At 41.0% G+C, this 19,974-nt stretch carries 26 protein-coding genes and 3 pseudogenes; 4 read left to right on the top strand and 25 right to left on the bottom strand.

Translation table 11 applies throughout. From position 1 onward, the window contains the following. Window positions 1–77: 77 nt before the first annotated feature. The 5 genes and pseudogenes from NFS18_RS19785 to NFS18_RS14310 all read right to left on the bottom strand — a co-directional run. A pseudogene (locus NFS18_RS19785) lies at window positions 78–221 on the bottom strand (DNA cytosine methyltransferase); the annotation flags it as partial. 598 nt (window positions 222–819) lie between these two features. Further along, a complete protein-coding gene (locus NFS18_RS20085; RefSeq protein ID WP_331477708.1) occupies window positions 820–1,383 on the bottom strand; it encodes a site-specific integrase in 564 nt (187 codons plus the stop codon). Continuing rightward, the gene (locus tag NFS18_RS20080) at window positions 1,370–2,050 is read right to left on the bottom strand and encodes an integrase DNA-binding domain-containing protein (protein ID WP_331477707.1); all 681 of its coding nucleotides are present in this window, start codon (window positions 2,048–2,050) and stop codon (window positions 1,370–1,372) included. The genes NFS18_RS20085 and NFS18_RS20080 overlap by 14 nt, the downstream gene beginning before the upstream one ends. Before the next feature lie 9 nt (window positions 2,051–2,059). Next, window positions 2,060–2,341 (bottom strand): excisionase, encoded by a 282-nt coding sequence (locus NFS18_RS14315; RefSeq protein WP_023920548.1) that lies wholly within the window; start codon window positions 2,339–2,341, stop codon window positions 2,060–2,062. Continuing rightward, window positions 2,307–2,447, bottom strand: a complete 141-nt coding sequence (locus NFS18_RS14310) for an excisionase (RefSeq protein WP_331477706.1) — start codon at window positions 2,445–2,447, stop codon at window positions 2,307–2,309. The genes NFS18_RS14315 and NFS18_RS14310 overlap by 35 nt, the downstream gene beginning before the upstream one ends. 225 nt (window positions 2,448–2,672) lie before the next feature. Between NFS18_RS14310 and NFS18_RS14305 the strand changes: the two genes are divergently transcribed. Further along, window positions 2,673–3,194 (top strand): DUF6431 domain-containing protein, encoded by a 522-nt coding sequence (locus NFS18_RS14305; RefSeq protein WP_251391355.1) that lies wholly within the window; start codon window positions 2,673–2,675, stop codon window positions 3,192–3,194. A 63-nt stretch (window positions 3,195–3,257) separates the two neighbouring features. Further along, window positions 3,258–3,389: pseudogene (locus NFS18_RS14300) on the top strand (IS481 family transposase); the annotation flags it as partial. A 62-nt stretch (window positions 3,390–3,451) separates the two neighbouring features. On the opposite strand, the gene NFS18_RS19775 reads toward NFS18_RS14300, so the two are convergent. The 10 genes and pseudogenes from NFS18_RS19775 to NFS18_RS14250 all read right to left on the bottom strand — a co-directional run bounded on the left by NFS18_RS19775 (window position 3,452) and on the right by NFS18_RS14250 (window position 9,593). Continuing rightward, window positions 3,452–3,712, bottom strand: coding sequence for an integrase core domain-containing protein (locus NFS18_RS19775; protein WP_251391351.1), 261 nt, complete (start codon window positions 3,710–3,712; stop codon window positions 3,452–3,454). Window positions 3,713–3,781: 69 nt separating this feature from the next. After that, on the bottom strand, window positions 3,782–4,375 hold the full coding sequence (locus NFS18_RS14290; protein ID WP_251391349.1) for an IS3 family transposase: 594 nt from the start codon (window positions 4,373–4,375) through the stop codon (window positions 3,782–3,784). Continuing rightward, window positions 4,372–4,665: a transposase gene (locus NFS18_RS14285; RefSeq protein WP_251391347.1), complete on the bottom strand. Its 294-nt coding sequence runs from the start codon at window positions 4,663–4,665 to the stop codon at window positions 4,372–4,374. Before NFS18_RS14285 ends, NFS18_RS14290 begins: the two co-directional genes overlap by 4 nt. A 263-nt stretch (window positions 4,666–4,928) precedes the next feature. Continuing rightward, window positions 4,929–5,813: a MerR family transcriptional regulator gene (locus NFS18_RS14280; protein WP_251391345.1), complete on the bottom strand. Its 885-nt coding sequence runs from the start codon at window positions 5,811–5,813 to the stop codon at window positions 4,929–4,931. A 263-nt stretch (window positions 5,814–6,076) separates the two neighbouring features. Next, window positions 6,077–6,550: pseudogene (locus NFS18_RS14275) on the bottom strand (lysine--tRNA ligase); the annotation flags it as partial. 167 nt (window positions 6,551–6,717) lie between these two features. After that, window positions 6,718–7,959 carry a tyrosine-type recombinase/integrase gene (locus tag NFS18_RS14270; protein ID WP_251391341.1) on the bottom strand — a complete coding sequence of 414 codons (1,242 nt, stop codon included), beginning with the start codon at window positions 7,957–7,959 and terminating at the stop codon, window positions 6,718–6,720. A gap of 33 nt (window positions 7,960–7,992) precedes the next feature. After that, complete coding sequence (locus tag NFS18_RS14265; RefSeq protein WP_330391898.1) at window positions 7,993–8,175, bottom strand: hypothetical protein; 183 nt, start codon at window positions 8,173–8,175, stop codon at window positions 7,993–7,995. A 111-nt stretch (window positions 8,176–8,286) separates the two neighbouring features. Further along, the gene (locus tag NFS18_RS14260; RefSeq protein ID WP_251391339.1) at window positions 8,287–8,481 is read right to left on the bottom strand and encodes an excisionase; all 195 of its coding nucleotides are present in this window, start codon (window positions 8,479–8,481) and stop codon (window positions 8,287–8,289) included. Between the two features lie 439 nt (window positions 8,482–8,920). Next, the gene (locus NFS18_RS14255) at window positions 8,921–9,169 is read right to left on the bottom strand and encodes a helix-turn-helix domain-containing protein (RefSeq protein WP_120418431.1); all 249 of its coding nucleotides are present in this window, start codon (window positions 9,167–9,169) and stop codon (window positions 8,921–8,923) included. Continuing rightward, a complete protein-coding gene (locus tag NFS18_RS14250; protein WP_160284356.1) occupies window positions 9,153–9,593 on the bottom strand; it encodes a sigma-70 family RNA polymerase sigma factor in 441 nt (146 codons plus the stop codon). The genes NFS18_RS14255 and NFS18_RS14250 overlap by 17 nt, the downstream gene beginning before the upstream one ends. Before the next feature lie 529 nt (window positions 9,594–10,122). Here NFS18_RS14250 and NFS18_RS14245 point away from each other — a divergent pair. Next, window positions 10,123–10,470 carry a helix-turn-helix domain-containing protein gene (locus NFS18_RS14245; protein ID WP_251391332.1) on the top strand — a complete coding sequence of 116 codons (348 nt, stop codon included), beginning with the start codon at window positions 10,123–10,125 and terminating at the stop codon, window positions 10,468–10,470. A gap of 100 nt (window positions 10,471–10,570) precedes the next feature. Here NFS18_RS14245 and NFS18_RS14240 read toward each other — a convergent pair whose 3' ends face one another. Then, window positions 10,571–10,906 (bottom strand): hypothetical protein, encoded by a 336-nt coding sequence (locus tag NFS18_RS14240; protein ID WP_251391330.1) that lies wholly within the window; start codon window positions 10,904–10,906, stop codon window positions 10,571–10,573. Between the two features lie 180 nt (window positions 10,907–11,086). Here NFS18_RS14240 and NFS18_RS14235 point away from each other — a divergent pair, with 180 nt between their 5' ends. After that, a complete protein-coding gene (locus tag NFS18_RS14235; protein WP_251391361.1) occupies window positions 11,087–11,344 on the top strand; it encodes a helix-turn-helix domain-containing protein in 258 nt (85 codons plus the stop codon). Window positions 11,345–11,363: 19 nt separating this feature from the next. Here the strand turns inward: NFS18_RS14235 and NFS18_RS14230 are convergent, their stop codons facing one another. The 9 genes from NFS18_RS14230 to NFS18_RS14190 form a co-directional block, all read right to left on the bottom strand. Further along, on the bottom strand, window positions 11,364–11,798 hold the full coding sequence (locus tag NFS18_RS14230; RefSeq protein ID WP_251391328.1) for a winged helix-turn-helix domain-containing protein: 435 nt from the start codon (window positions 11,796–11,798) through the stop codon (window positions 11,364–11,366). 429 nt (window positions 11,799–12,227) lie between these two features. Further along, complete coding sequence (locus NFS18_RS14225) at window positions 12,228–12,542, bottom strand: hypothetical protein (protein ID WP_251391326.1); 315 nt, start codon at window positions 12,540–12,542, stop codon at window positions 12,228–12,230. A 117-nt stretch (window positions 12,543–12,659) separates the two neighbouring features. Continuing rightward, the gene (locus tag NFS18_RS14220; RefSeq protein WP_251391317.1) at window positions 12,660–13,514 is read right to left on the bottom strand and encodes an ABC transporter permease subunit; all 855 of its coding nucleotides are present in this window, start codon (window positions 13,512–13,514) and stop codon (window positions 12,660–12,662) included. Further along, the gene (locus tag NFS18_RS14215; protein WP_251391316.1) at window positions 13,507–14,421 is read right to left on the bottom strand and encodes an ATP-binding cassette domain-containing protein; all 915 of its coding nucleotides are present in this window, start codon (window positions 14,419–14,421) and stop codon (window positions 13,507–13,509) included. Before NFS18_RS14215 ends, NFS18_RS14220 begins: the two co-directional genes overlap by 8 nt. Before the next feature lie 181 nt (window positions 14,422–14,602). Beyond that, window positions 14,603–17,119: an ABC transporter permease gene (locus NFS18_RS14210; protein WP_251391313.1), complete on the bottom strand. Its 2,517-nt coding sequence runs from the start codon at window positions 17,117–17,119 to the stop codon at window positions 14,603–14,605. Window positions 17,120–17,132: 13 nt separating this feature from the next. Further along, the gene (locus NFS18_RS14205; protein WP_251391311.1) at window positions 17,133–17,798 is read right to left on the bottom strand and encodes an ABC transporter ATP-binding protein; all 666 of its coding nucleotides are present in this window, start codon (window positions 17,796–17,798) and stop codon (window positions 17,133–17,135) included. Between the two features lie 121 nt (window positions 17,799–17,919). Then, entirely contained in the window at window positions 17,920–18,951 is a 1,032-nt protein-coding gene (locus NFS18_RS14200) for a sensor histidine kinase (protein WP_251391309.1), read from the bottom strand. Further along, a complete protein-coding gene (locus NFS18_RS14195; protein ID WP_251391307.1) occupies window positions 18,948–19,631 on the bottom strand; it encodes a response regulator transcription factor in 684 nt (227 codons plus the stop codon). The genes NFS18_RS14200 and NFS18_RS14195 overlap by 4 nt, the downstream gene beginning before the upstream one ends. A 51-nt stretch (window positions 19,632–19,682) precedes the next feature. After that, window positions 19,683–19,862: a helix-turn-helix domain-containing protein gene (locus NFS18_RS14190; RefSeq protein WP_251391359.1), complete on the bottom strand. Its 180-nt coding sequence runs from the start codon at window positions 19,860–19,862 to the stop codon at window positions 19,683–19,685. Between the last annotated feature and the right edge of the window lie 112 nt (window positions 19,863–19,974).

Genomic DNA, 19,974 nt, shown 5'->3' with positions numbered 1-19,974 from the left:
TCAAGCGTGATAATTATATTGAAAACAAAGTGGCTCTCAAGTATGAGAACGATAGCTCCCAAGCTTGATAATAATCACATGTCTGGGAAGTGGCGTTTTGTTATGGCTATTGGGGATTTTTCAATCTCGCTTGCCCAAACGGGAATAATTCCATTACGGGAAGCCGCAAGAGGGAACACACCGATTCCATCAAACAGGCTTCCTAATTTAAGGGCACACATAGACCGCCTTTCGTTTTACTTTTTTATGTGTTATTTCCATTTTTCTGCTCCTTTCCAGACAATAAAAAAACACCATCAATGGAAGTCCATTCAATGGCGTTTGCTGTTGTCTGCTCATTTCTCAAGGTAAAGCAGAAAGCCCAATAGAAAAAGACGCAAATCTCAAAATGCGTCTTTTTCCATCTTCATATTCATTTTTTATAAAAGCACCGTCTGCCTGCTGTCTGCAAAGCCTTGATTTTACTGGTCTTTTCCGCCAAGCGTTTTCATTGTCGGGACCCTTTTTGTGGTTCTTTCATACTCGACCAAGCTGGTGTTAATACTATTAAATTCTCCATATTCCAATTATCCCCCATACTTCATATTTTTGCTCTACTTTGAGTCACTTTGCGGGCAAATGATGTAAAATATGATGTAAATGATGTAGGGCGATAGTAGTATATGCAAGAGCATAGTCATATACAAGAAATTATAACTTCTCTTATTTACAATGTCAATCCACATCAAAGTAACGCTGCCTTATCTTTTCCTGCTTCAGAACAAGAAAAAAGAACACACAACACTCTGTATGTTCTCTTTCTGTATGTGAAGTCCAATATTATACTTTGAAGTAGCTATCCAATCCTTTGAACTCTGCCGCTTTCATTTCTTTTGTAACATCAGCATAGATGTTCAGTGTAGTTGAAATATCTGAATGTCCGAGTGCGTCTTGAATGACCTTTATATTTACTCCAGCTTCACACATTCTTGTTGTAAATGTATGTCTAAGCGAGTGACAGCTAAAATGAGGAAGTAACACATCAGGTTCATCACTGTGCAAAAACTGCTCATCATTGCAATCACGGATAATTCTTCGGATTGCTTTGTTGAGTGTGGCTTGGTGCTGTGCCTGACCAAAACGATTGATGAAAATAAAATCTGTATATCCGTCAATCGTGACCTCGCAATGAAGTCCTAAATCTTCCTGCTTCTGTTTCTCCTGTTCAAATGCTTCTCTCACAAAACCGAGCATTGGAACCTGCCTCATACTCGCCGGAGTCTTCGTTGTATTTACATTGAAATAACAGCCACTTTTACTCCCCTCAGTTCTGTGGTCATAATATACAAGAGTATGATTAACATCAATCATTCCACTTTCCATATCAATATCACACCATCTCAATCCAGTTACTTCCCCCCACACGAAGTCCAGTTCCTATCATTACTGCAAAGACCGGATACCAGTGTTCATATACAGGGTGGATTTTCATGAAATTCAGAAATAGCTCCTGCTCAAGTTTCGTCAACGCTCTACGCTTTTCCGACTGAAAACAATGTGCTTTTTTCAATTCTCTCAACACATTATCTGACGGGTTATTTCTGATGAAGTCATCATCGACAGCAATCTGTAAAACCTGATGAAGAACCATATGTATATTATCAATCGTTGAAGGCTTCAAATTTCTTTCATCAACAAGATAATTGTAGTATTTCTTAATATCTGATTTCTTCAGCGTTGATATTCTTTTACTTCCAATCACTGGTCGCACAAAGGTATTGTACATATATTTGTAATTTTCAAAGGTATTATTCTTCAGCCCTCTTTTCATATTTGCCCAAAGGTCAAATAATTCATCAATGGTTGTATATCGTGCTTCGGTCTTAATACCATCACATTTATCTTTCTGAATACGCTTCTCTTTTTCTCTCAGGTCATCTAAAGTTCTTGCGTAAACAAATCTTCTTTTCATCTGGCTGTCCTGCCAGCTAAATTGATAAGTACCGTCTTTTCTCTGAACCTCTCCGGTTTTCAGAACAACTCTTGATTTATCTTTTCTTTTTGTCGCCATTGTGTCCTCCTAAATTCTAAACTGCTTATCTATATATTTGTCCAGTCGTTCCCTCACAATATGGATTTTATTGCCTATCCATATTGCAAATGGACAACCTGCTTGATTAGACAACTCACGCAACTTCGTTCTTCCTATACCGGAATATGCTGCGGCTTCTTCGATTGTCAGCCACTTTCTTTCCCATATTGGTTCTTCAGCATTGCTTATGAGTTTTTCCTGATATGTTCTTACTTCGGCAAGTAAGCGTTCATCATCATTCAAGGAAAGTAAGTTTTTCAATGTATTCATCAAAAATCCTCCTCTTAATCATTCGACGATTTCCTATATGAAGAACAAATGGGCATTCTTCTTGGCTTGTTAGTTTTCTCAGTCTTTCTCTACTGTTATCCAGCACCCTAGGTGCTCCAGATCTTTCTTATATTCGTCAAATTAAATGAAGGTACTGGCTCATATATTCTGATGTATTTTACAGCAGAGTGTTTGAACCAGTACCTTCTTGTGTTATCATATCAAAGTTACAAGAATAGCAGGTATCCCACCGACCAAAGTTTGATACCCGCTATCAAAACAATCCTCACAGTGCAGCATCTTTCAATGTAACACTGCAAGCAACACCTTTATGATAACAATTACGGTACCTTTTGACAATCCACTCGATCAAAAAACTTATGAAAATATCATCAACACCTTACAGTTTCACCAGCTACAGTGTACCTGTGGCCATTCTGGCTGCTTAACTATCCATGGTTATTACACCCGCTCTCTCAAAAAAGACGATTCCGGGATCTCTTTATCTATCTGTCGCGTCAGATGCTCTCACTGCGGCAGGACTCATGCTTTACTTCCTTCTTTACTTGTTCCTTACTCCCAGGTATCCCTGCAGGATCAGATTTCTATCATCTCTGACTATGAGGCTTCTGGAGATTATGAGAAAATCATGGCTGGCACTCTCTCCGTTGATGAAAATCTCATTGCATCCATCATCAAACGATATGTGAAGCACTGGATGCAGAAGGTCCGTTCCTTCCGTATTGGATTATCTTTCCCGCCCCGTCTCGTAATGCAGTGTTTTGCTTTTTTCGGGAACCAGTTCATGCAGATAAGGCAGACTCCAAATATTCTGTTTCTAACACCCACATAGCCTTACAGGAAAACGCTTCTGCTTCCTCTTATACTTAAGAAAAAACGAAAGAGAGGACTTTAAATGAAACAGGAATTAGCACAGGATATCGCTTTAATGCGTTATTCCATGATCTCACCGCTGATTGTCGGTCTCCCGGATGAGTACAAATCCAAGGAAGCTTACTTTCGTGCGGCTTCTGCACGTGGTGCACTTGGTCTTATGTCAAGAAAAAGTACAAATTAAATGTAACCAATTTTCTCTATGCTTAGCAAAGCTTAACTCGCTCTTTCTATCGCATTAGCTTCTAGATTTTTCAGATATTCTTCCTCATATTGGGTTGGGGATAAATACCCGCAATGGCTGTGAATACGTACTGTATTGTAAAATGTTTCTATGTATTCAAAAATCAACTTATATGCATGTGTATAATTAAAGATTTTAAACCGATTAATCCATTCCCGCTTCAAGAGTGCATGAAAGGATTCTATACAGGCATTATCCCATGGATATGCTTTCTTTGAATAACTGTGAATCATATCCTTTGTTGATTGCCGAAATGCTTCTGATACATACTGGCATCCTCTGTCACAATGGAAAATCAACGGCTACTTAACATTTCTGACTTGTTTTGCTTTTTCAATACATTCCACCACGTGGGAAGCCTCCAGCGTCTCACTCAACACCCACGAAATGATTTTCCTCGAATACAGATCCATAACGCTGGTAAGATATACAAATCCTTCAAACGTCCAAATATACGTGATGTCAGAACACCAAACAGCATCAGGCTGAGTAGGATTGAATTCCTCATTTAAGATATTTTTTAATTCCTGACTAAAATCAGAATCTATGGTTGTTTGGATGTAGGGCTTTACCCACTGGGCTTTGATTCCCATTTGACGCATATAATTTCCCACAGTTTTTTCAGAAACGCGCTCCCCGAATTTCCGCAATTCCGCAGTAATTTTAGGAGCACCGTAGTTTTGATGAGAGTCCTCATAAATCTTTTGGATTTTTTCTTTTAAAACGGCACGACGAACAGACGTGTCCGAAGGAACCCGTTTTTTCCATGCATGATAACCCGAACGTGAAACGTCCAATTTTTTCAGTATTCCGCTGACAGAAACTTGACGTTTCACAGGCAGGGCTTTTATTTCCTCCACGTACTCAGAAGTAGCCGTGTAAAGAGTTTCTGTCATTTTCCCAGAATACCGATTGCCTTTTTTAATACTTCAAGAGCATCCTTTGTATCTCGTAATTCACGCTGCAATCTAGCAATCTCTTTTGCTTCATCACTAGCGTAGTTACCAGAACCACGGGTAGGAACAGAACCTTCATGTTCTTTTGCTGCTTTCATCCAATTTTTTAGTGCGGATTCGCTGATTCCAAGATTCTCCGCAGCCTTGCGAAGTGGCAGCTCTGGATGATCCAAGCGATACTGCACCGCATCCTCTTTAAATTGTTGGGAATATTTTGTACCTTTTGTCATAACCATTCTCCTCCTTGCTGTATGACTATCATATACTATTTATTGAAAATGGTCATGTTTATTTTGTACTATTTATATTCTAACATCAGTAAGCAGTAAATTCTTCTCTGACCACTCCGAAACAAGCTCCGATACCATTATAACCTCCTTGTGCTTAGAGTATATGAAGTTTTGGCTTTATCTTGTAGTTTGCGAATATCCGTATAAATAGAAAAAGCCCTTTGAGAAAAGGATTTCTCCTCTCCCAAAGGGTAGTTTAACTTTTACTTAGAATTATCTTTTTTAATAACTAAGTTATAATTGCTATCATAATACAGTCCAAGTTCTCTACACATTCTATCGTTCACATTATCTAACGCTTTCTTATATTCTGCATACGTTGGAGACAGAACCATTAAATTAGGAATGAATATATCGTTATATCCTTTATTTTGTAACTCTTCCTGCATTTTTCTCTGTGCAATAAATGCTGGATGGTATTTCATTATACCGTTTTTCATTTTAGCACCTTTCCATACTTTTTCTTTTAGTCTTTCATATTCACTTTCACTCATATCACGATAATAGGCTATCATCTCATCTGCGGTTCTGGTTTCTTGTGCAATCCCACCTATCATCTTCGCACCTATTCCCATAATAAAAGGAACTTTCAATGTCGTTTCATCGCAATATTCTAATATATTCTGTAGTGCCTGCTTCTGTTCCAGAGTCTTCAACCTTACATTAAGAAATGGTTTGAAATGACTTTTAAAATAATCTCCCCATTCTTTTCCCGGTAGCAAAGACTCAATTGCATTTTCAACGGTTTGATAATCAAGTGCCTCATTTGCTTTGTCTGCGTCACCATCATCTATAAATTGCTTCAAAGCTTCAAGTTCTGAGTCTTTTAAAACTTTTTCCTGTACTTTTTCTTGATAAATACGAAGAAGAATACTTTTGTCGCCAGTTTCCAAAAGGCTCTGTATGTCTTTAATACTAATACCGAGTTTTCTATATACTGAAATCTTTTTTAAAGTTTCAACATCTTGTGCAGTATAGTTACGATAACCATTGTTATCTTTATCCACTGACAGCAATCCTTTTTCTTCATAATACTTAACTGCACGCTTTGTCATTCCAACCTCATTTATAATTTCATTTAATAACATCAGATGCACCTCCTTATGATTTATGTTGATAGTATAAGCGTATACGCTGCGTGCAGGTCAAGAGTTTTTCGTCTTTCTTCTAAAAATGGGCAATCCCGATTTCAGGACTGCCCATTCATTCTGCTAATTATGCGATTTTTTCTTGCTTGCACCGATTTCTGCATCAAATGATGTAAGTTTGATGTAAATCGCTGTTTTTTCAGTTTTTTATCAAATGAAGTATGTCCCGTCTATTTGGTAAAAAGGTACATCTTTACATCATCTTAATAGAGCTTTGCACCTGCCGGAATGTGGTCATCAACCATCAGAAGATGAAGCTTTTCTTCGCCTTCTTCTTCATGAATAGCACTGAGGAGCATACCGCAAGAGTCAATGCCCATCATAGCTCTCGGTGGAAGATTTGTGATAGCAATAAGAGTCTTTCCAACCAGTTCTTCCGGCTCATAAAAGCTATGAATACCGCTTAAAATGGTTCTGTCTGTGCCTGTTCCGTCATCAAGAGTAAACTGTAACAGTTTCTTTGACTTCGGTACTGCAACACACTCTTTAACCTTTACTGCACGGAAATCTGACTTGCTGAATGTATCAAAATCAACCTGTTCCTCAAACAAAGGCTCGATTTTCACCTTTGAGAAATCAATCTTTTCAGGCTCAGTATTCATTTCCTCGACAGGCTGATTTTTTACATCATTTCCCTTGTTTACATCATTCAAGGACTTCATTGTCGGGATTTTAAGTCAGTTTAATTTAAAACAACTTATTTCCCTTTATTTAGCCGCTTTTCGGCATCTCCGGCACAGCGATATAATGCTGTTTCATTGATTAAAACCCTTGAATTTGTCGTACTCTTGTCGTATGGCACACAAGTTGTCGTACCCTCTGTCAGTCCTAGCCGGACTCTTTCCTAAAATACATCCAATTTGTGTGCTAAATTTTCAATCGCTTCCTGTTTCTTTGCATCGGTGACTTCCGCATAAATGTCCATCGTTGTTTCAATATTAGCGTGTCCCATTATAGACTGAATCACCTTTAAATTCGTTTCATTCTCGCAAAACCTCGAACAAAAGGTATGCCTCAAATGATGACATGAGAAATGTGGTATTAGCACAGGCTCCCGGTGTTGCTTGGAAGCATTAACCACTTCTTCTGCATTGTACGATTCGTATATACGCTTAATCGCCCGGTTGATAGACTGCGGATTGTGGACGTACCCAAAACGGTTCATAAAGATAAAACCTTTCATTCCATCAATCTCCGTTTCATTGAATCCATTCTCCTGCTGGTCTGCAAGCTCCGCCCGGAGTGCATCATAGACCGCATCCATCATCGGGATACTGCGTATACCCGCTTCTGTCTTTGGGAGTGATATAGAAAACGTACACATCGGGTGTTCCTTAAATTCCCTGCTGTAATAAACAAGACTGTGGTTGATGCTGATTACACGTTTTTCAAAATTTACATCTTCCCACCTTATCCCGATTGCTTCCCCAATCCTGCACCCCGTCCCTAATAAGAACTTAAATAAAGATGTCCAACGGTAATATGTAGGATTGCTTTCTATATAGTTTATAAAGGCTCGCTGCTGTTCCAGAGTTAAAGCGTGTCTTACGCCATGATTTCTCCCCGGCTGTTTTTTAATCTGCGCCATAACCCCGTCACTCGGATTGTTGCGGATAATATCATCCCGCACTGCCAACTGGAATGTTGGGTGAAGCACCGTATGGATTGTTTCTAATGTGTTAATCTGCATTTCCTTATCTTTCAGCAAATGCTGGTAGAATTGCAGCACATCAGAAAACTTTATCGCTGCGATTTTCTTCTTCCCAAACCCATTACGGATAAAACGGTCATACATATATTTGTAGTTCCTCATGGTTGTTCCCCTGAGTTCTGACTTTGTGGATATATACCTGTCAAAAACAAAATTAACCGTTGCACTTCCAGCCACATAGGTATCCAATCCGTCTAACTGGTCTTTAATCAGCTTTTCTTCCCTCTCACGCAGTTCCATAATGTCCTTAGAGTATATGCTCCGGCGTTTTCCTTCCGGATCAGTATAGGTATAAACATACTTTCCATCACAACTGCGTTGGGTTTCGCCTTTTCTTAAAACTCTCCCTTTATTATCCTTTCTTGATTTTGCCATCTCTGCTCCTTTCTCAAGGAAAGAGATTTCGTACTAGCTACTTATCGGTTCTTCCATTGCATACTGCAAATCAATCCCCTTTTGTAGCACTTGCGTTATGGTCATGTCATGTTTGGACGCATATTCCCTTAGTTTTGCGGCTTCTTCCTCTGTCAATTTCAATCCGATAAGGCTTTTTTTCGGATTGTCAGACTTTGGTCTGCCTGTCCTAGCCACAATATACACCTCCATCCATTTCATAATCATTATACTTTTAGTTTAACCAAAAGTCAACACTTATTTTTGGTTATACGAAAAATCTTTCTCTCCAACATACACGCATATTGACTATTTCACACGAAATGATTCCAGATATTGGTCAAACATATCCAAATCAACCAATACCATTCTGTCAATTTTCAATATTGCGCCCGCATCCTTCGCCAAAGACTGAAATTTATTCATTCCCATGCTGTACATTTCTGCACCTTCTTTATATCTGACTAACCTCTTTTTGTTAATCGCTTTCGGTATTCTTTGCATTAAAAATATCCTCCTAATTCTTTGCACAGCTTTATCTGCTAATAAACAGGCAGAATACACTTCTCCCCATTTATTAGCAGATAAAAACTGCAATACAGGTGGCGGCTCATTACGCCGCCCACATCGGTCTTGCACCGTCATTTTATTGACCGGGCTGCAGTTCCCCACAACCCGGAAGTATCATTATCACAGATATGCTTCATCGCCCCATGTAACTGCTACATATTTTGCCCGATCTCACTCGCTCCTTACCTTTGCTTCAATGCACTTTTCCAACATTTCCTCGCATTTCACCCTGTTTCAGACAGGGCAGGTATGTCATGGCGTATCTGCTTAGTGGCTCTGCATATCCTCACGTCCTGTATGCAATACAGTATTCAATTATCAAGGTACAACGCTGTAAACTCTGTCAGCTATGGAAAAGGGCTGCTAACCGCCCCTATACCGCTTCAAAAGCCAGTATCTTTGTAATCAGCTTGGTTTCAAGCCTCCGGCGCAGCGTTTCATCAACACAAAAATGAAGCCGACCACTCTCGTCATACATCTTCCGGGTGGACAGGGTAATTATGTATCCCTCATAATGCTTCAGGACTTTGTTGATTGCCAATACATCGCCTTCTGATGCTGCCTTTATGATATGGAAAGGCAACAAATTCTTTTCTTCTCTGCTCTTACATTTTTTCATCATCTGCTTTTCCCTCCATAATCTTCCTTAAAATCTCCAGTGAGCGTGTCCGATGTTCATGGACTGTGCTGCGGACAAGATTCATCTCCCTTGCTATATCCGCATCACTCATTTCCAGAAAATACGAAAGCAGTATCACATTCCGCTTTCGTTCCGAGAGTTCCTGCAACGCTTCCGCAATCAGGGTGTCTTTTACTTCAATGTCATATCCATGTACTGTAAAATGACTGTTCTCCACTCCGTACTCGTCCATAACAAACAACTGGTTCAGCTCCTTTTCAGACAGTTCAGAAAACATGGCTTCATGCTCCCTGCGGTAATCCATGTGCCGATAATAATTGATTGCTTCGCCCTTGAGCGACATCTGGCACAGGCGGTCAAAGCGATGCCTGATTGTCATTTCATCATGGCAAGAAGGTTTCTTCATACGAGTTCACCTCCTCCCCCGTTGTGACATGACAAAGGCATTCGCCTTTTCCCTTTCCGTTGTATCTGCCAAATGGCGGTAGGCTGATGTTCGGGTGGGAGTAAAAAATTTTAGAAAAAATTTTTGTATATAAAAAACGCCCGGACAGGCAAAATGCCTGTTGGACGTTATTCATATCTTCTATTCTGTTTTCTCCACACGCAACGAGTGTGTATAGTTCACTTGTCAGGGTATATTCTGCTTTACTGCCAGTAAAACACCTTATAAAAGAACCTTCCCACGCCAATAGCCGGACAGGTTCACTAAGTCAAAAAAATATCCCTCAGACCGTTCAGAACACATAAATTCCCCTAAACGTACCCAAAGGATAAAAATTCACGCAAAAAACCTCTGGATACTGCGTTTTTTTATATGCAATATCCAAAGTCTTTTTATTCTTCTATGTGCATTATACCCCTCTGATAAAGTGATATATTAGTGCATTTTCAAAGTAAAATGTGCAATATACACTATACATGGAGGTGCATATATGGCAAGGAAAAAGAAAATTGACAAGGAAATGGGATTCCGTCTGAAGAAGGCTAGAACCGATCAGAAACTGACCTATGAGGAACTGGCTGAAAAATCCGGCGTTTCCTCACGCTATATCAAGGAAATCGAGAATCATGGAAATGTGCCAAGCCTTGAAAAGCTGGGACAGCTCATACGAGCCTTACATATTTCCGCCGATCCGTTTTTTTATCCAACCGCCCCGGCAGACAACCTCGACTACCAGCGGCTGTTGGTTTATCTGTCACAGTGTACAGAGGAACAGATTACAACAATCCTAGCTATTGTGGAAGCCTATCTTCGGACATACAAATCTCCCAAAGAATAGAATATCCCCAATATCTGAATTTTCTCATGAATATTTTTGGATAATTCTGAACCATGCAAAAAAGGTGGCTCGCCTTCTGTCCTGCCAGCCACCTCTTTGTCTATCTGCTGAATATTTTAAGAAGCTCCTTTATACGCATACGCTTTTTTATAATGCCCAATCCATCAAGAACCTGTATGCTGTCCACAAACCCCTGATAATACGCCCGCTGTTCCTCCTTGTAATGGGCATGATCCACCGTATCCATGTAGTCCTCTAGGAACTCCCTGTCCTCCTTTGGGAGTTTGGAAAGATATGCTTCAAATGCCTTCTGCTTCTTTTTTAGTTCCCGGCTTGCTGCTCTTGCTTCCTCTGTCTGGACGGAATATTCCCTATCCTCTGATTCGCTGCGCAGTTCCTCAAAGACATCTGCCAATGTTTCAAAAACTTCATTCATGTTTGTTTCCACCTTTCTCTGCTAAAAAATAATATTGTATTTTACAGTCCATATTGTCAATCTCCAATTTCCCAATCGCAAGATAATTTCCTGTCACTTCATCTTTAGAAGTATATTATCAACAATATTTCGTAAAATCAATGATATAGGACTTCATCTTTAGAAAGTTGGTGATAGGATATTAAAATCTATTGGAATAAGGAAAACAACTCTAAAAACCTGATCGGTCAAAAGGTTATGGAACTGCGGACTGAAAGAAAGCTATCGCAGAAAGCCCTTGCAGAGCAGCTCCAGCTTGCCGGATATGAATTTAGCGACCTGACCGTTTTACGGATTGAAAAGGGGACAAGGTTCGTCCCGGACTATGAAGTGGTGGCTCTGGCAGAGTTCTTCCATGTGTCCTGTGAATACCTGTTAGGTGTACAGGACAAAAAATGAGCAGCAATCTGTTTTCACATCACAGACTGCTGCTCAAATTTTTGTTGAACCGATAGCCAATGCCCCATACGGTCTGTATGTAAAGCGGCTTGCCCGGATTATCCTCTATCTTCTCCCTTATGTGGCGGATATGGCTCATAACAATATTGTAATCGCCGGAATACGGTTCCTGCCAGACAATATCATAAATCTGCTCTTTGCTGAATATCCTGCCGGGACTTTGTGCCAGCAAATACAATATGTCAAACTCTCTCTTGGTAAGCATAACCTCCGCATCATGTATAACTACATTCTTCTCTGCTAAGTTAAGCTTCAATTCTCCGATACTAATATACTCATCCACACAAAACTCGTTACAACCTTCTAAGTGAGAGCTTTCACTTAGAATATGTAATATTCGCTGATAGAATTTTTCTTCATCTTCTGAAAAAGATAGTACCACTATTTTACTCATTTCTAATCACCCGTCTAATACGTCCTCAATATTTCCGCCTAATATGTCTTATAATTTTTCTCAAATAAAGGAAAATACTGATAAAAAGCAGCACAGGAAAAGTACAACTTCCCCTGTTGTGACTGCTTTCTATACATTCATCTTAACAAAATGTTCCACTATTTAGAAATTTACCTTTTTTGCAAGAAAGAAAGCACCTTCATAATAAATCCAAATTGTATCTGAATCTACCACAAAAAATTGATCACCAAAAAAACTTTTATTTGAATCAATTGTTATATATGTAACCTCACTGATATTATCCCACCATTCTCCCAGATTTACATTATAGGCGTCTGTCAGGCTATCATAGTCATAAACAAAATTATCCGTCTCATCAGTAAAATAATCAACCGTTACATTTTCGTCATCTAAAAGGATAGAATCCGACTAATAAGTGATTGTTATTCCTTGAAATGATTCCATATCATCCGAGGAAAGAGCCGAAATTCCTGTACTCTGGTAATCTCTTATTTCCCATGTTCCATAATAAGAACATGAATTATCAACTTTCCCATTATCAGTAGGCTTTTCTTCGATACTAGATGTTTCTTCCGTTTTTGACAATTTGCTTTCTGATGTTTCCCATTCACTTGTGGATAAGTTTTCTTCTTGTGAATTTTCATTCGGTAATATACCGCTGCACCCATTCAATACCGTTGATAAAATGCTGCTAGACAATAAAACTAAAAAATACTTCTTCATATATTAAATTCTCCTTCATTTAAATCTTTTTATCTTCTCAATCCTAAATCCTCTAAAATAAAAAGCTGAACTGTCACAAATCGATGATATTCTCTAATTTGTTATATCCAATTTATCTCATCGGATTTCCTTTTTTCGAAACAGGGCAATCCCCATTCCAGATGTTAAGAGTATCACCAGCAGCGAATAGCCGATCCACTGATAAGGATCATTTTCAATGCCCTTGTTCGTTATTCCTTCTGAATCAAACGCATCCGCAAGCTGCATGGCCTGTCCGGAGGGAAACAGATCGTTGACTACTTCAAGAACGGTCCTCGATGTCCCGTCAATATACAAAGGGTTGGGGAGCTGTTCAACCTGTGTAGGAACACCTACCTCATTGACGCTTACATAGTTGTCGTACATTTCCGGCTCACCAAGTCTTTGATAGATATAAGAGCTGGACACAAGTAATACCAAGGCCAGTATCATGCTCACAACCACATTTCCCGCCTTGTTGGTGTTCAGCATAGCCAACATTGTCATAATGCTTGCAAAGGCTATGGAAACCAAAACACTGCATATCAGGCACATGGAAACTATACTCGTTTCTGTCAGCAGTTCACCACCTTTGGAGCTGCCTACCATGATAATACCGGCAGCATAGGCCAGAGAAATCAATACACAGGCTATCGAACACACAATAAGGTTTGCCAAGTAAATCTGCATCCGGGAATGTCCGACCACCAACTTATTCCGAATCGTTCCATCGCTGTATTCAGAACCGACAAACAGGCTTATAAAAACTGCTGCTACAAGACCCATGAACGGAGCAAACTCAAACACGCAGCCATCAATCGCAAAACCCGCACTGGCTTCCGAAGCGACATTTGATGCGCTATATACACCGTAGGCAAACATACAAATCAACAGAATCCAAAACACGATTTTTTTCAGCATACGAAAAAATGTCGATGCAAACAATCTATTCATGGCTAATACCTCCGATTAAATTAACATAGTAGTTTTCCAGGTTTTCTTCCCGCTCCTGTATGGAAAGTACATCGCATTGGTACTTTTCAAGATCAGCGGTCAAATGAGAGATATTCACTCTGTTATAGACCTCTATCACATTGGGAGCAAGAATTTTGTAGGGCTGGCCTGTCTGTTCCAGAACGGCAGCCAGAGCTTTTCCGTCTGTCACTTCAATGCGGACAGATTTGCGGAACGAATTTTCTAAATCGCTTGCACTGATTTCCTTTATCATTTTCCCGTTGTCGATGAAACCGTAATGAGTAGCAAGCCGTGATAATTCATCAAGGATATGGCTGGATACCAAAATTGTCATACCATATTGCTGATTAAGGTTTAGAAGAAGTTGCCGCATTTCAATAATGCCCTGCGGGTCAAGTCCGTTGATCGGTTCATCCAGCACCAAAAACCGGGGATTACCTACAAGTGCAATCGCAATTCCCAACCGCTGCCTCATTCCAAGACTGAAATTCTTTGCTTTTTTCCTGCCGGTATTTCCTAAGCCGACCATCTTCAAAAGCTCCGGGATGGTGTCAAAAGAGCGTATTCCCAAAATACGGTACTGCTCCTTTAGATTGCCGGTTGCCGACATATCAAGATAGATTGCTGGTGTTTCAATGACCGCACCCATTTCTTTTCTAGCATTGAGGATTTCATGTTTCCGGCTGCTGACACCGTATAAAGTGTAGTCTCCGGAAGTGGCTTCTTGCAGGCCGCAGATCAGTCGAAGCAGAGTCGTTTTGCCAGCACCGTTTTTTCCTACCAGCCCATAGATAGCACCTTTGGGGATATGCATGGAAAAATTGTCTAATGCCTTATGGTGGCCATAAATCTTTGTCAAAGCTTCTGCTTTGAGAACATAGTCCAAAATATTACCTCCTCTTTATAGTACCCGTTGTTTGCGGAGTACTTTTTTCTAACAAAATCATCATAAAGGAGAAACCTCACAGAAATGTCACCACAGGACACTTTTTACTGGCTGAAACCTCACAATTCTGTGACATTTGAAAACGGCCACCCTTTCGGATAGCCGTTTGTGTCTGTATATCTTATTCAGCGATGCGTAACCGTTCCACCACCGTTTTCTGTGCCATTTTGTTGTAGCAAACAATCGGCACAAAAGCTGTAATGAGAATCAGTGGGATAATGCAAAGGATAACGGGGAGCAGGGTAAAATGCCATGTGAAATAGCTTAATTCTGCCCCCATTATCCGAACCACAGTCAAGCTCCCGGCAATGGAGAGGATCAGCGAACAAAAAAGCCCCAAAGCGGAATAGCCAATTCCCTCATAGATCAACATTTGTTTGACCTGCTGGCCTGTCATGCCTACTGATTGCAGCATGGCAATTTCTTTATGCCGGGACAGGATGGAAGTCGTCATGGAGTTAATGAAGTTCAGTATGCCGATAAGTGCCAGTATTGCACAAAGTACACCGCCCACAAGACGGTACATATTTATCATGCCGTCAAAAGACTGTCGCAGAACAACTTTAGAAAGATAGTCCAGTGCAGTGTCGGTGTTTGCGGTATAGTTTTTCAGCCAGTTTTCAGCGGCAAGCAGGTTTTCATCATCCACATTGAATATCGTTTTCATGGCTGGTTGATCGGCAGCTACCATATTCCCCAGCAATTCACTTGTTGGGAAAATGTAATCCAATCCCATATCCACTTTCAAAGGAGTTTCCAGTGCCTTTGGAATATTCACCACAGCAAGCACTTCATAAGCCTTGCTTGTTCCGTCAAATTGTGGAACATTGATCTGATCTCCCGGCTGATATAGATAGAGGGAACCGTCACCCATCATCTGCATAGGTGTAACATATACACCTGCTCCTGATTTCCATTTTTCCGTGTTCAGTTCACCGTCCAAAACCTGTATATATTCTGACGGAAAATCGTCCAGTCCGTACACATTAACACCGTGTTCCTGCCGCACCATATAATTGCCCAGCTCTTTTGCAACGGTATCGGAAGAAACAGCAAGTTCCTGTAAACGGGTAAGGTCGTTTTCGGAAAGAGACTGTTTGGAAGTCCACAGGTAGACACTTCCTATATCTTCAAGGCCATTCAGACTTTCAGCCTGACTGATGAAATCTCGATTTACATTCGCCGTATTAAACGGGGCATAACTGTTGATAACCGTAGTATCAGCGACAGTAAAATCTGTCAAACTGAAATCGGCAACAAATTTGTCAAAGTCAAACGAGGTCACATAAGTGTAAACGCTGTTCAAAAGAACGATACTCAACGCAAACGACAAAGTGACGATGATTACCTTTTTCTTATTTCGTCCGAGATTGTTTTTTGCCATCATAGTCGTGCTGATCCGTCTGCTACGCCGCTGTTTCTTTTTCGCTGGAACCTGCTCTACATAGTGAAGTGCCTCCATTGGGGAAACTTTGGCCGCCAGCGCGGCCGGCTTTTTGCAGCTAATGAAAACAGTAATCAGCGAAAAGATGATTGCAATCAAAAAGATGACCGGGTTTACAGTAGTAACTACCCGCATATCGTCCGTCAGCATATTCACGATAAAGGGAAGCAGCAAACGACCGATGGGCCATCCAAACAGCAAGCCCAAGGGAATCCCCACGAGGGACAGCTTCATTGCTTTTTTATAAACGATTTTCCTGATCTGCCTTGCGGTTGTTCCCAGTGTTTTCAACATCCCATAAAACCGAATGTCCTGTGCGATTGAAATGTAAAATACATTGTAAATCAGGAGATAGCCTGCAATAAAAATAACCAAGATCCCAGCCACAAGGGGCAGTATAGTAGATGGGCTGACCGTCGCTGCCCCATAGGCGTCATTGATACTCACCCGTTCATCCAGACCATATTGCGAAGTCACTTTCAATGCCTGTTTCTCAATATCCCATTCCGTAGGCATCATCATAACCGTATCAATATAGCCCGTTCCTACTGGGGGTGTGGCTCCGTCTGTTTCCCCTCGAATAACAGGAGCTACCTGCTCCGTGTATTCTTTGGATAGCAGCATTGTCTGACGGTAGGCCACAGCGTCACCATCCCAAATACCGCACAAGGTAAAGGTATCGGTAAACGTGTCTGTATCGGTCACAAAGGTAAGTTCCATTTGTGTGCCAATTTCGTCCGTCAGCCCCATTGCCGCCAGAACAATACGGCTTGTGGCGATCTCATTTTTCTGCTCTGGCAGTCGCCCGGTATCGGGAACATTGAATGTCATATCTGCATAGGCAGCATCACCATAGCGCAGTTCCGTAGGTGTTTTATGAAAACGATCCCCCACAGCATTACCGATAATGACAGAATAACCGATGTCTTTCACTCTTGTGTCGGCTGACAGAAGTTCGTATTCATCCCACGATACCCGCTTAATACCTACATGAGCGGAAGTACCGATTGTCCTCATGTTGCTTTCCTGCATGGCAGTCTGCAAACTAATCGCAATCGTGGACAGACTGGTAAACAAAAGCGTTGCAAGCATGATTGCTAAGACAGCAATCGTATTTTTCTGCGCTTTTAGTGAACGCTTTGCCAGAAGTTTCAGGACAGGCCCATTGTTGTTTCCAAATAAAATATCAGTCATATTTTCGCCCCCTTTACTCGGAAATTCTGCCGTCCTCAATGCGGATAATGCGGTCGGCAAGCTGTGCGATTTCATTATTATGGGTTATCATTACAATGGTTTGATGGAATTTTTGACTGGTAACTTTCAAAAGGCCCAACACATCATTGCTTGTTCGGCTATCGAGATTGCCGGTGGGTTCATCCGCAAGAACTATGGCAGGTTTGGAAACAAGAGCGCGGGCAATCGCAACACGCTGCTGCTGGCCGCCGGAAAGGTTGTTGGGCATACTATTGAGCTTTTCATCAAGAGCCAGCAGTTTTACAACTTCTTTCATAAATCGCTTGTCCACGGTGTCGCCGTCCAGCTCCACCGGCAGTACAATATTTTCGTAGACATTCAGGACGGGGACAAGATTGTAATTCTGGAAGATAAAACCAATGTTGCGCCTGCGAAAGATCGTAAGCTGTTCGTCCTTGAATTTGGATAATTCTTTTCCTTTCACTTTGATACTGCCAGAAGTCGGCGTGTCCAAGCCACCCATCATATTCAGTAGTGTAGACTTGCCGCTGCCGGAAGTACCAACGATGGCAACAAATTCCCCATCCTCAATCGAGAGAGTCACGCCATCCAACGCTTTTGTGATGTTCGGCTCTGTGCCATAATATTTTTTCAAATCAGTTGTTTGTAATATGCTCATATAGAACACCATCCTTTCTTTGTGATGGCTCTATCTTAAAGACCAATCCTCACAGAAATGTCACCTCAAGAGGTTTTTTACGCATTAAAATCTCACAATCCTGTGACATTTCACAGTCTCATCAATCACGGAGTAAAAATACCATAAAGCAGGAACCGATGTCCGGGCCGGAAGTCAGCTTGATATATCCCCCCTGCATGGTAATGATTTCACGGGCCAGATACAGCCCAATGCCAATACCATCTACATCATGAACATCGTCCTCCCGATAAAACCGCTTGAAGATCGCGCCTTGATGTTTTTCCGGGATACCCTTTCCTGTGTCGGCAATGCTGATTTTCAGATACAATTCCCAGCACTCCACCGTCACAGTGATTTTTCCATTCTCCGGCGTGTATTTTACCGCATTATCCAAAATATTGAACAACGCTTCACTCGTCCATTTTCTATCATGAGGAACTGCCAGATGCTCCGGGCAGTTTACCGAAACATCAATTTGCTTCTTTTCTGCGTTCAGCAAAATGCCGCCCAATGCTGACGCGATGGTGTCATAGATTGTCTGCTTTTTCTTATCCAGAGAAATGACGCCGGTTTCCAGCCGGGAAGTTTTAATCATAGCCTGCATGAGAAAATCCAGCTTATCAAGCTGACTGGCGGAAGCTGATAAAAATTCTTTCTGCTTGTGTGGCGGAACTTCCTGATCCATGAGCGTGCTGTTTATCATTTTTAGATTCGCAATCGGCGTTTTCACCTGATGGGAAATATCTGAAATCAGCTCTTGCAGGTCGGCCCGTTCCTTAGCAACATTGCGGCGATTCTCATTCATTACTTCATAGAGCCGCTCCAGCCGGTAATTGATTTTATAGAACAGGCTTTCTTCTTCAGTCATTTGCAGAGGCTCTATATTCCCAGACAGCATATCGTCAAGCGTCCTGCAAAAGAGATCGGAAAATAAAGTCAGCCTGCGCCGAACCAGCGCCACAAAGCAAATCACGCAGACCAAAACAAACAAGCAAAAGAACAGGCAGCATAAGACTACCAATGTACTATTCGTCAAATTATATAAGATGACGATAATTGCTAAAACGGACAGCAGAAGTACCAAGCCTAAAAACACACAGGCTTTATTGATAGACAACTTCTTTGCGTTCATTTTTGAAGTCCCCCTACCCACATATAACCCATACCATACACCGTTTTGATATATTGCCGGCCATTTATTTCAATTTTATTCCGTATCCGGCTGACAGCGGCGGTCAGGGCGTGTTCGTCTACAAAGTTACCATCAATATCCCATAGTCTTTCAAGAAGAACCTGCCTTGTTAAAACATTATTCGGATTTTTTACAAACACACGCAATAAACGATACTCCATAGCTGTAAAAGTAATCAATTCCCCGGCAAGCGTAGCAGTCGTTTCAGAAAAATTGATAGACAGGTTTCCGTCCGAATAACAATCACCACCTGTCTGCTTTTGAATACGAGTGATAAGTGCTGCCACTTTCTTTTGAAAAACGCTTATAGGAAAAGGCTTTGTCACATAATCATCTGCCCCAAGTTCAAATCCCCGGAGCATATCGCTTTCCATATCATTTGCAGTAAGAAAAATAACTGCTGTATCGGAACGGCGTTCTTTAATTTCTCTACAAAAATCAAAACCGTTTCCGTCTGGCAGGTTAATATCGAGAATCATTAAATCATAGTCCTGTTTTTCGCATAAGTGAGTTGCCGTAGCTTTTGTCATAGCTGAATCCACAGCATACCCTGCGGCGGACAGATTGTAACACAGGGTATTATTCAAAAGCCGATCATCCTCAACCACTAATAACTTCATATAATCACATCCTCTCACTGAATAAAGTATTATAAAAATGTCACAGAAATATCACCGCAATTTGTTTTCTTTTCTTCGCCCATCTGCGGGCTTTTTCGTATTCTTTGGTATGAGCCACATATAGCCGAGCTTTGTTACTCCTGGTATCCGATTATTTTCACAAAGTTTCTGCACACGCCTTTCCGAAATTCCCCACTTCTCCGCCGCCTGCGGCGCAGACATATATTCCATCATATCATCCGTCCTTTCATCAAATCTATTCGATATAATTATATACGGACATCCGAATAATATCAACCATTCCTTAATTGACGAATCCAAAATGTGTTTCCAACAAATTGTC

The organism is Mediterraneibacter agrestimuris (genome assembly GCF_943193195.1).
GTDB classification, from domain to species: domain Bacteria; phylum Bacillota; class Clostridia; order Lachnospirales; family Lachnospiraceae; genus Schaedlerella; species Schaedlerella agrestimuris.
The sequence above is the reverse complement of the archived record's forward strand: the minus strand, read 5'-3'. Positions and strand labels throughout refer to the sequence as shown.

What these genes read in the sequence shown, in the direction of transcription:
- NFS18_RS14245 (WP_251391332.1), top strand. Translation starts at nt 10,123, where the DNA reads ATGGCAAGGAAAAAGAAAATTGACAAGGAAATGGGATTCCGTCTGAAG.
- NFS18_RS14195 (WP_251391307.1), bottom strand. Translation starts at nt 19,631, where the DNA reads ATGAAGTTATTAGTGGTTGAGGATGATCGGCTTTTGAATAATACCCTG.
- NFS18_RS19775 (WP_251391351.1), bottom strand. Translation starts at nt 3,712, where the DNA reads ATGATTCACAGTTATTCAAAGAAAGCATATCCATGGGATAATGCCTGT.
- NFS18_RS14285 (WP_251391347.1), bottom strand. Translation starts at nt 4,665, where the DNA reads ATGACAAAAGGTACAAAATATTCCCAACAATTTAAAGAGGATGCGGTG.
- NFS18_RS14200 (WP_251391309.1), bottom strand. Translation starts at nt 18,951, where the DNA reads ATGAACGCAAAGAAGTTGTCTATCAATAAAGCCTGTGTGTTTTTAGGC.
- NFS18_RS14220 (WP_251391317.1), bottom strand. Translation starts at nt 13,514, where the DNA reads ATGAATAGATTGTTTGCATCGACATTTTTTCGTATGCTGAAAAAAATC.
- NFS18_RS14280 (WP_251391345.1), bottom strand. Translation starts at nt 5,813, where the DNA reads ATGTTATTAAATGAAATTATAAATGAGGTTGGAATGACAAAGCGTGCA.
- NFS18_RS14210 (WP_251391313.1), bottom strand. Translation starts at nt 17,119, where the DNA reads ATGACTGATATTTTATTTGGAAACAACAATGGGCCTGTCCTGAAACTT.
- NFS18_RS14270 (WP_251391341.1), bottom strand. Translation starts at nt 7,959, where the DNA reads ATGGCAAAATCAAGAAAGGATAATAAAGGGAGAGTTTTAAGAAAAGGC.
- NFS18_RS14205 (WP_251391311.1), bottom strand. Translation starts at nt 17,798, where the DNA reads ATGAGCATATTACAAACAACTGATTTGAAAAAATATTATGGCACAGAG.
- NFS18_RS14225 (WP_251391326.1), bottom strand. Translation starts at nt 12,542, where the DNA reads ATGAAGAAGTATTTTTTAGTTTTATTGTCTAGCAGCATTTTATCAACG.
- NFS18_RS14240 (WP_251391330.1), bottom strand. Translation starts at nt 10,906, where the DNA reads ATGAATGAAGTTTTTGAAACATTGGCAGATGTCTTTGAGGAACTGCGC.
- NFS18_RS14290 (WP_251391349.1), bottom strand. Translation starts at nt 4,375, where the DNA reads ATGACAGAAACTCTTTACACGGCTACTTCTGAGTACGTGGAGGAAATA.
- NFS18_RS14190 (WP_251391359.1), bottom strand. Translation starts at nt 19,862, where the DNA reads ATGGAATATATGTCTGCGCCGCAGGCGGCGGAGAAGTGGGGAATTTCG.
- NFS18_RS14260 (WP_251391339.1), bottom strand. Translation starts at nt 8,481, where the DNA reads ATGCAAAGAATACCGAAAGCGATTAACAAAAAGAGGTTAGTCAGATAT.
- NFS18_RS14315 (WP_023920548.1), bottom strand. Translation starts at nt 2,341, where the DNA reads ATGAATACATTGAAAAACTTACTTTCCTTGAATGATGATGAACGCTTA.
- NFS18_RS14250 (WP_160284356.1), bottom strand. Translation starts at nt 9,593, where the DNA reads ATGAAGAAACCTTCTTGCCATGATGAAATGACAATCAGGCATCGCTTT.
- NFS18_RS20080 (WP_331477707.1), bottom strand. Translation starts at nt 2,050, where the DNA reads ATGGCGACAAAAAGAAAAGATAAATCAAGAGTTGTTCTGAAAACCGGA.
- NFS18_RS14305 (WP_251391355.1), top strand. Translation starts at nt 2,673, where the DNA reads ATGATAACAATTACGGTACCTTTTGACAATCCACTCGATCAAAAAACT.
- NFS18_RS14230 (WP_251391328.1), bottom strand. Translation starts at nt 11,798, where the DNA reads ATGAGTAAAATAGTGGTACTATCTTTTTCAGAAGATGAAGAAAAATTC.
- NFS18_RS14255 (WP_120418431.1), bottom strand. Translation starts at nt 9,169, where the DNA reads ATGATGAAAAAATGTAAGAGCAGAGAAGAAAAGAATTTGTTGCCTTTC.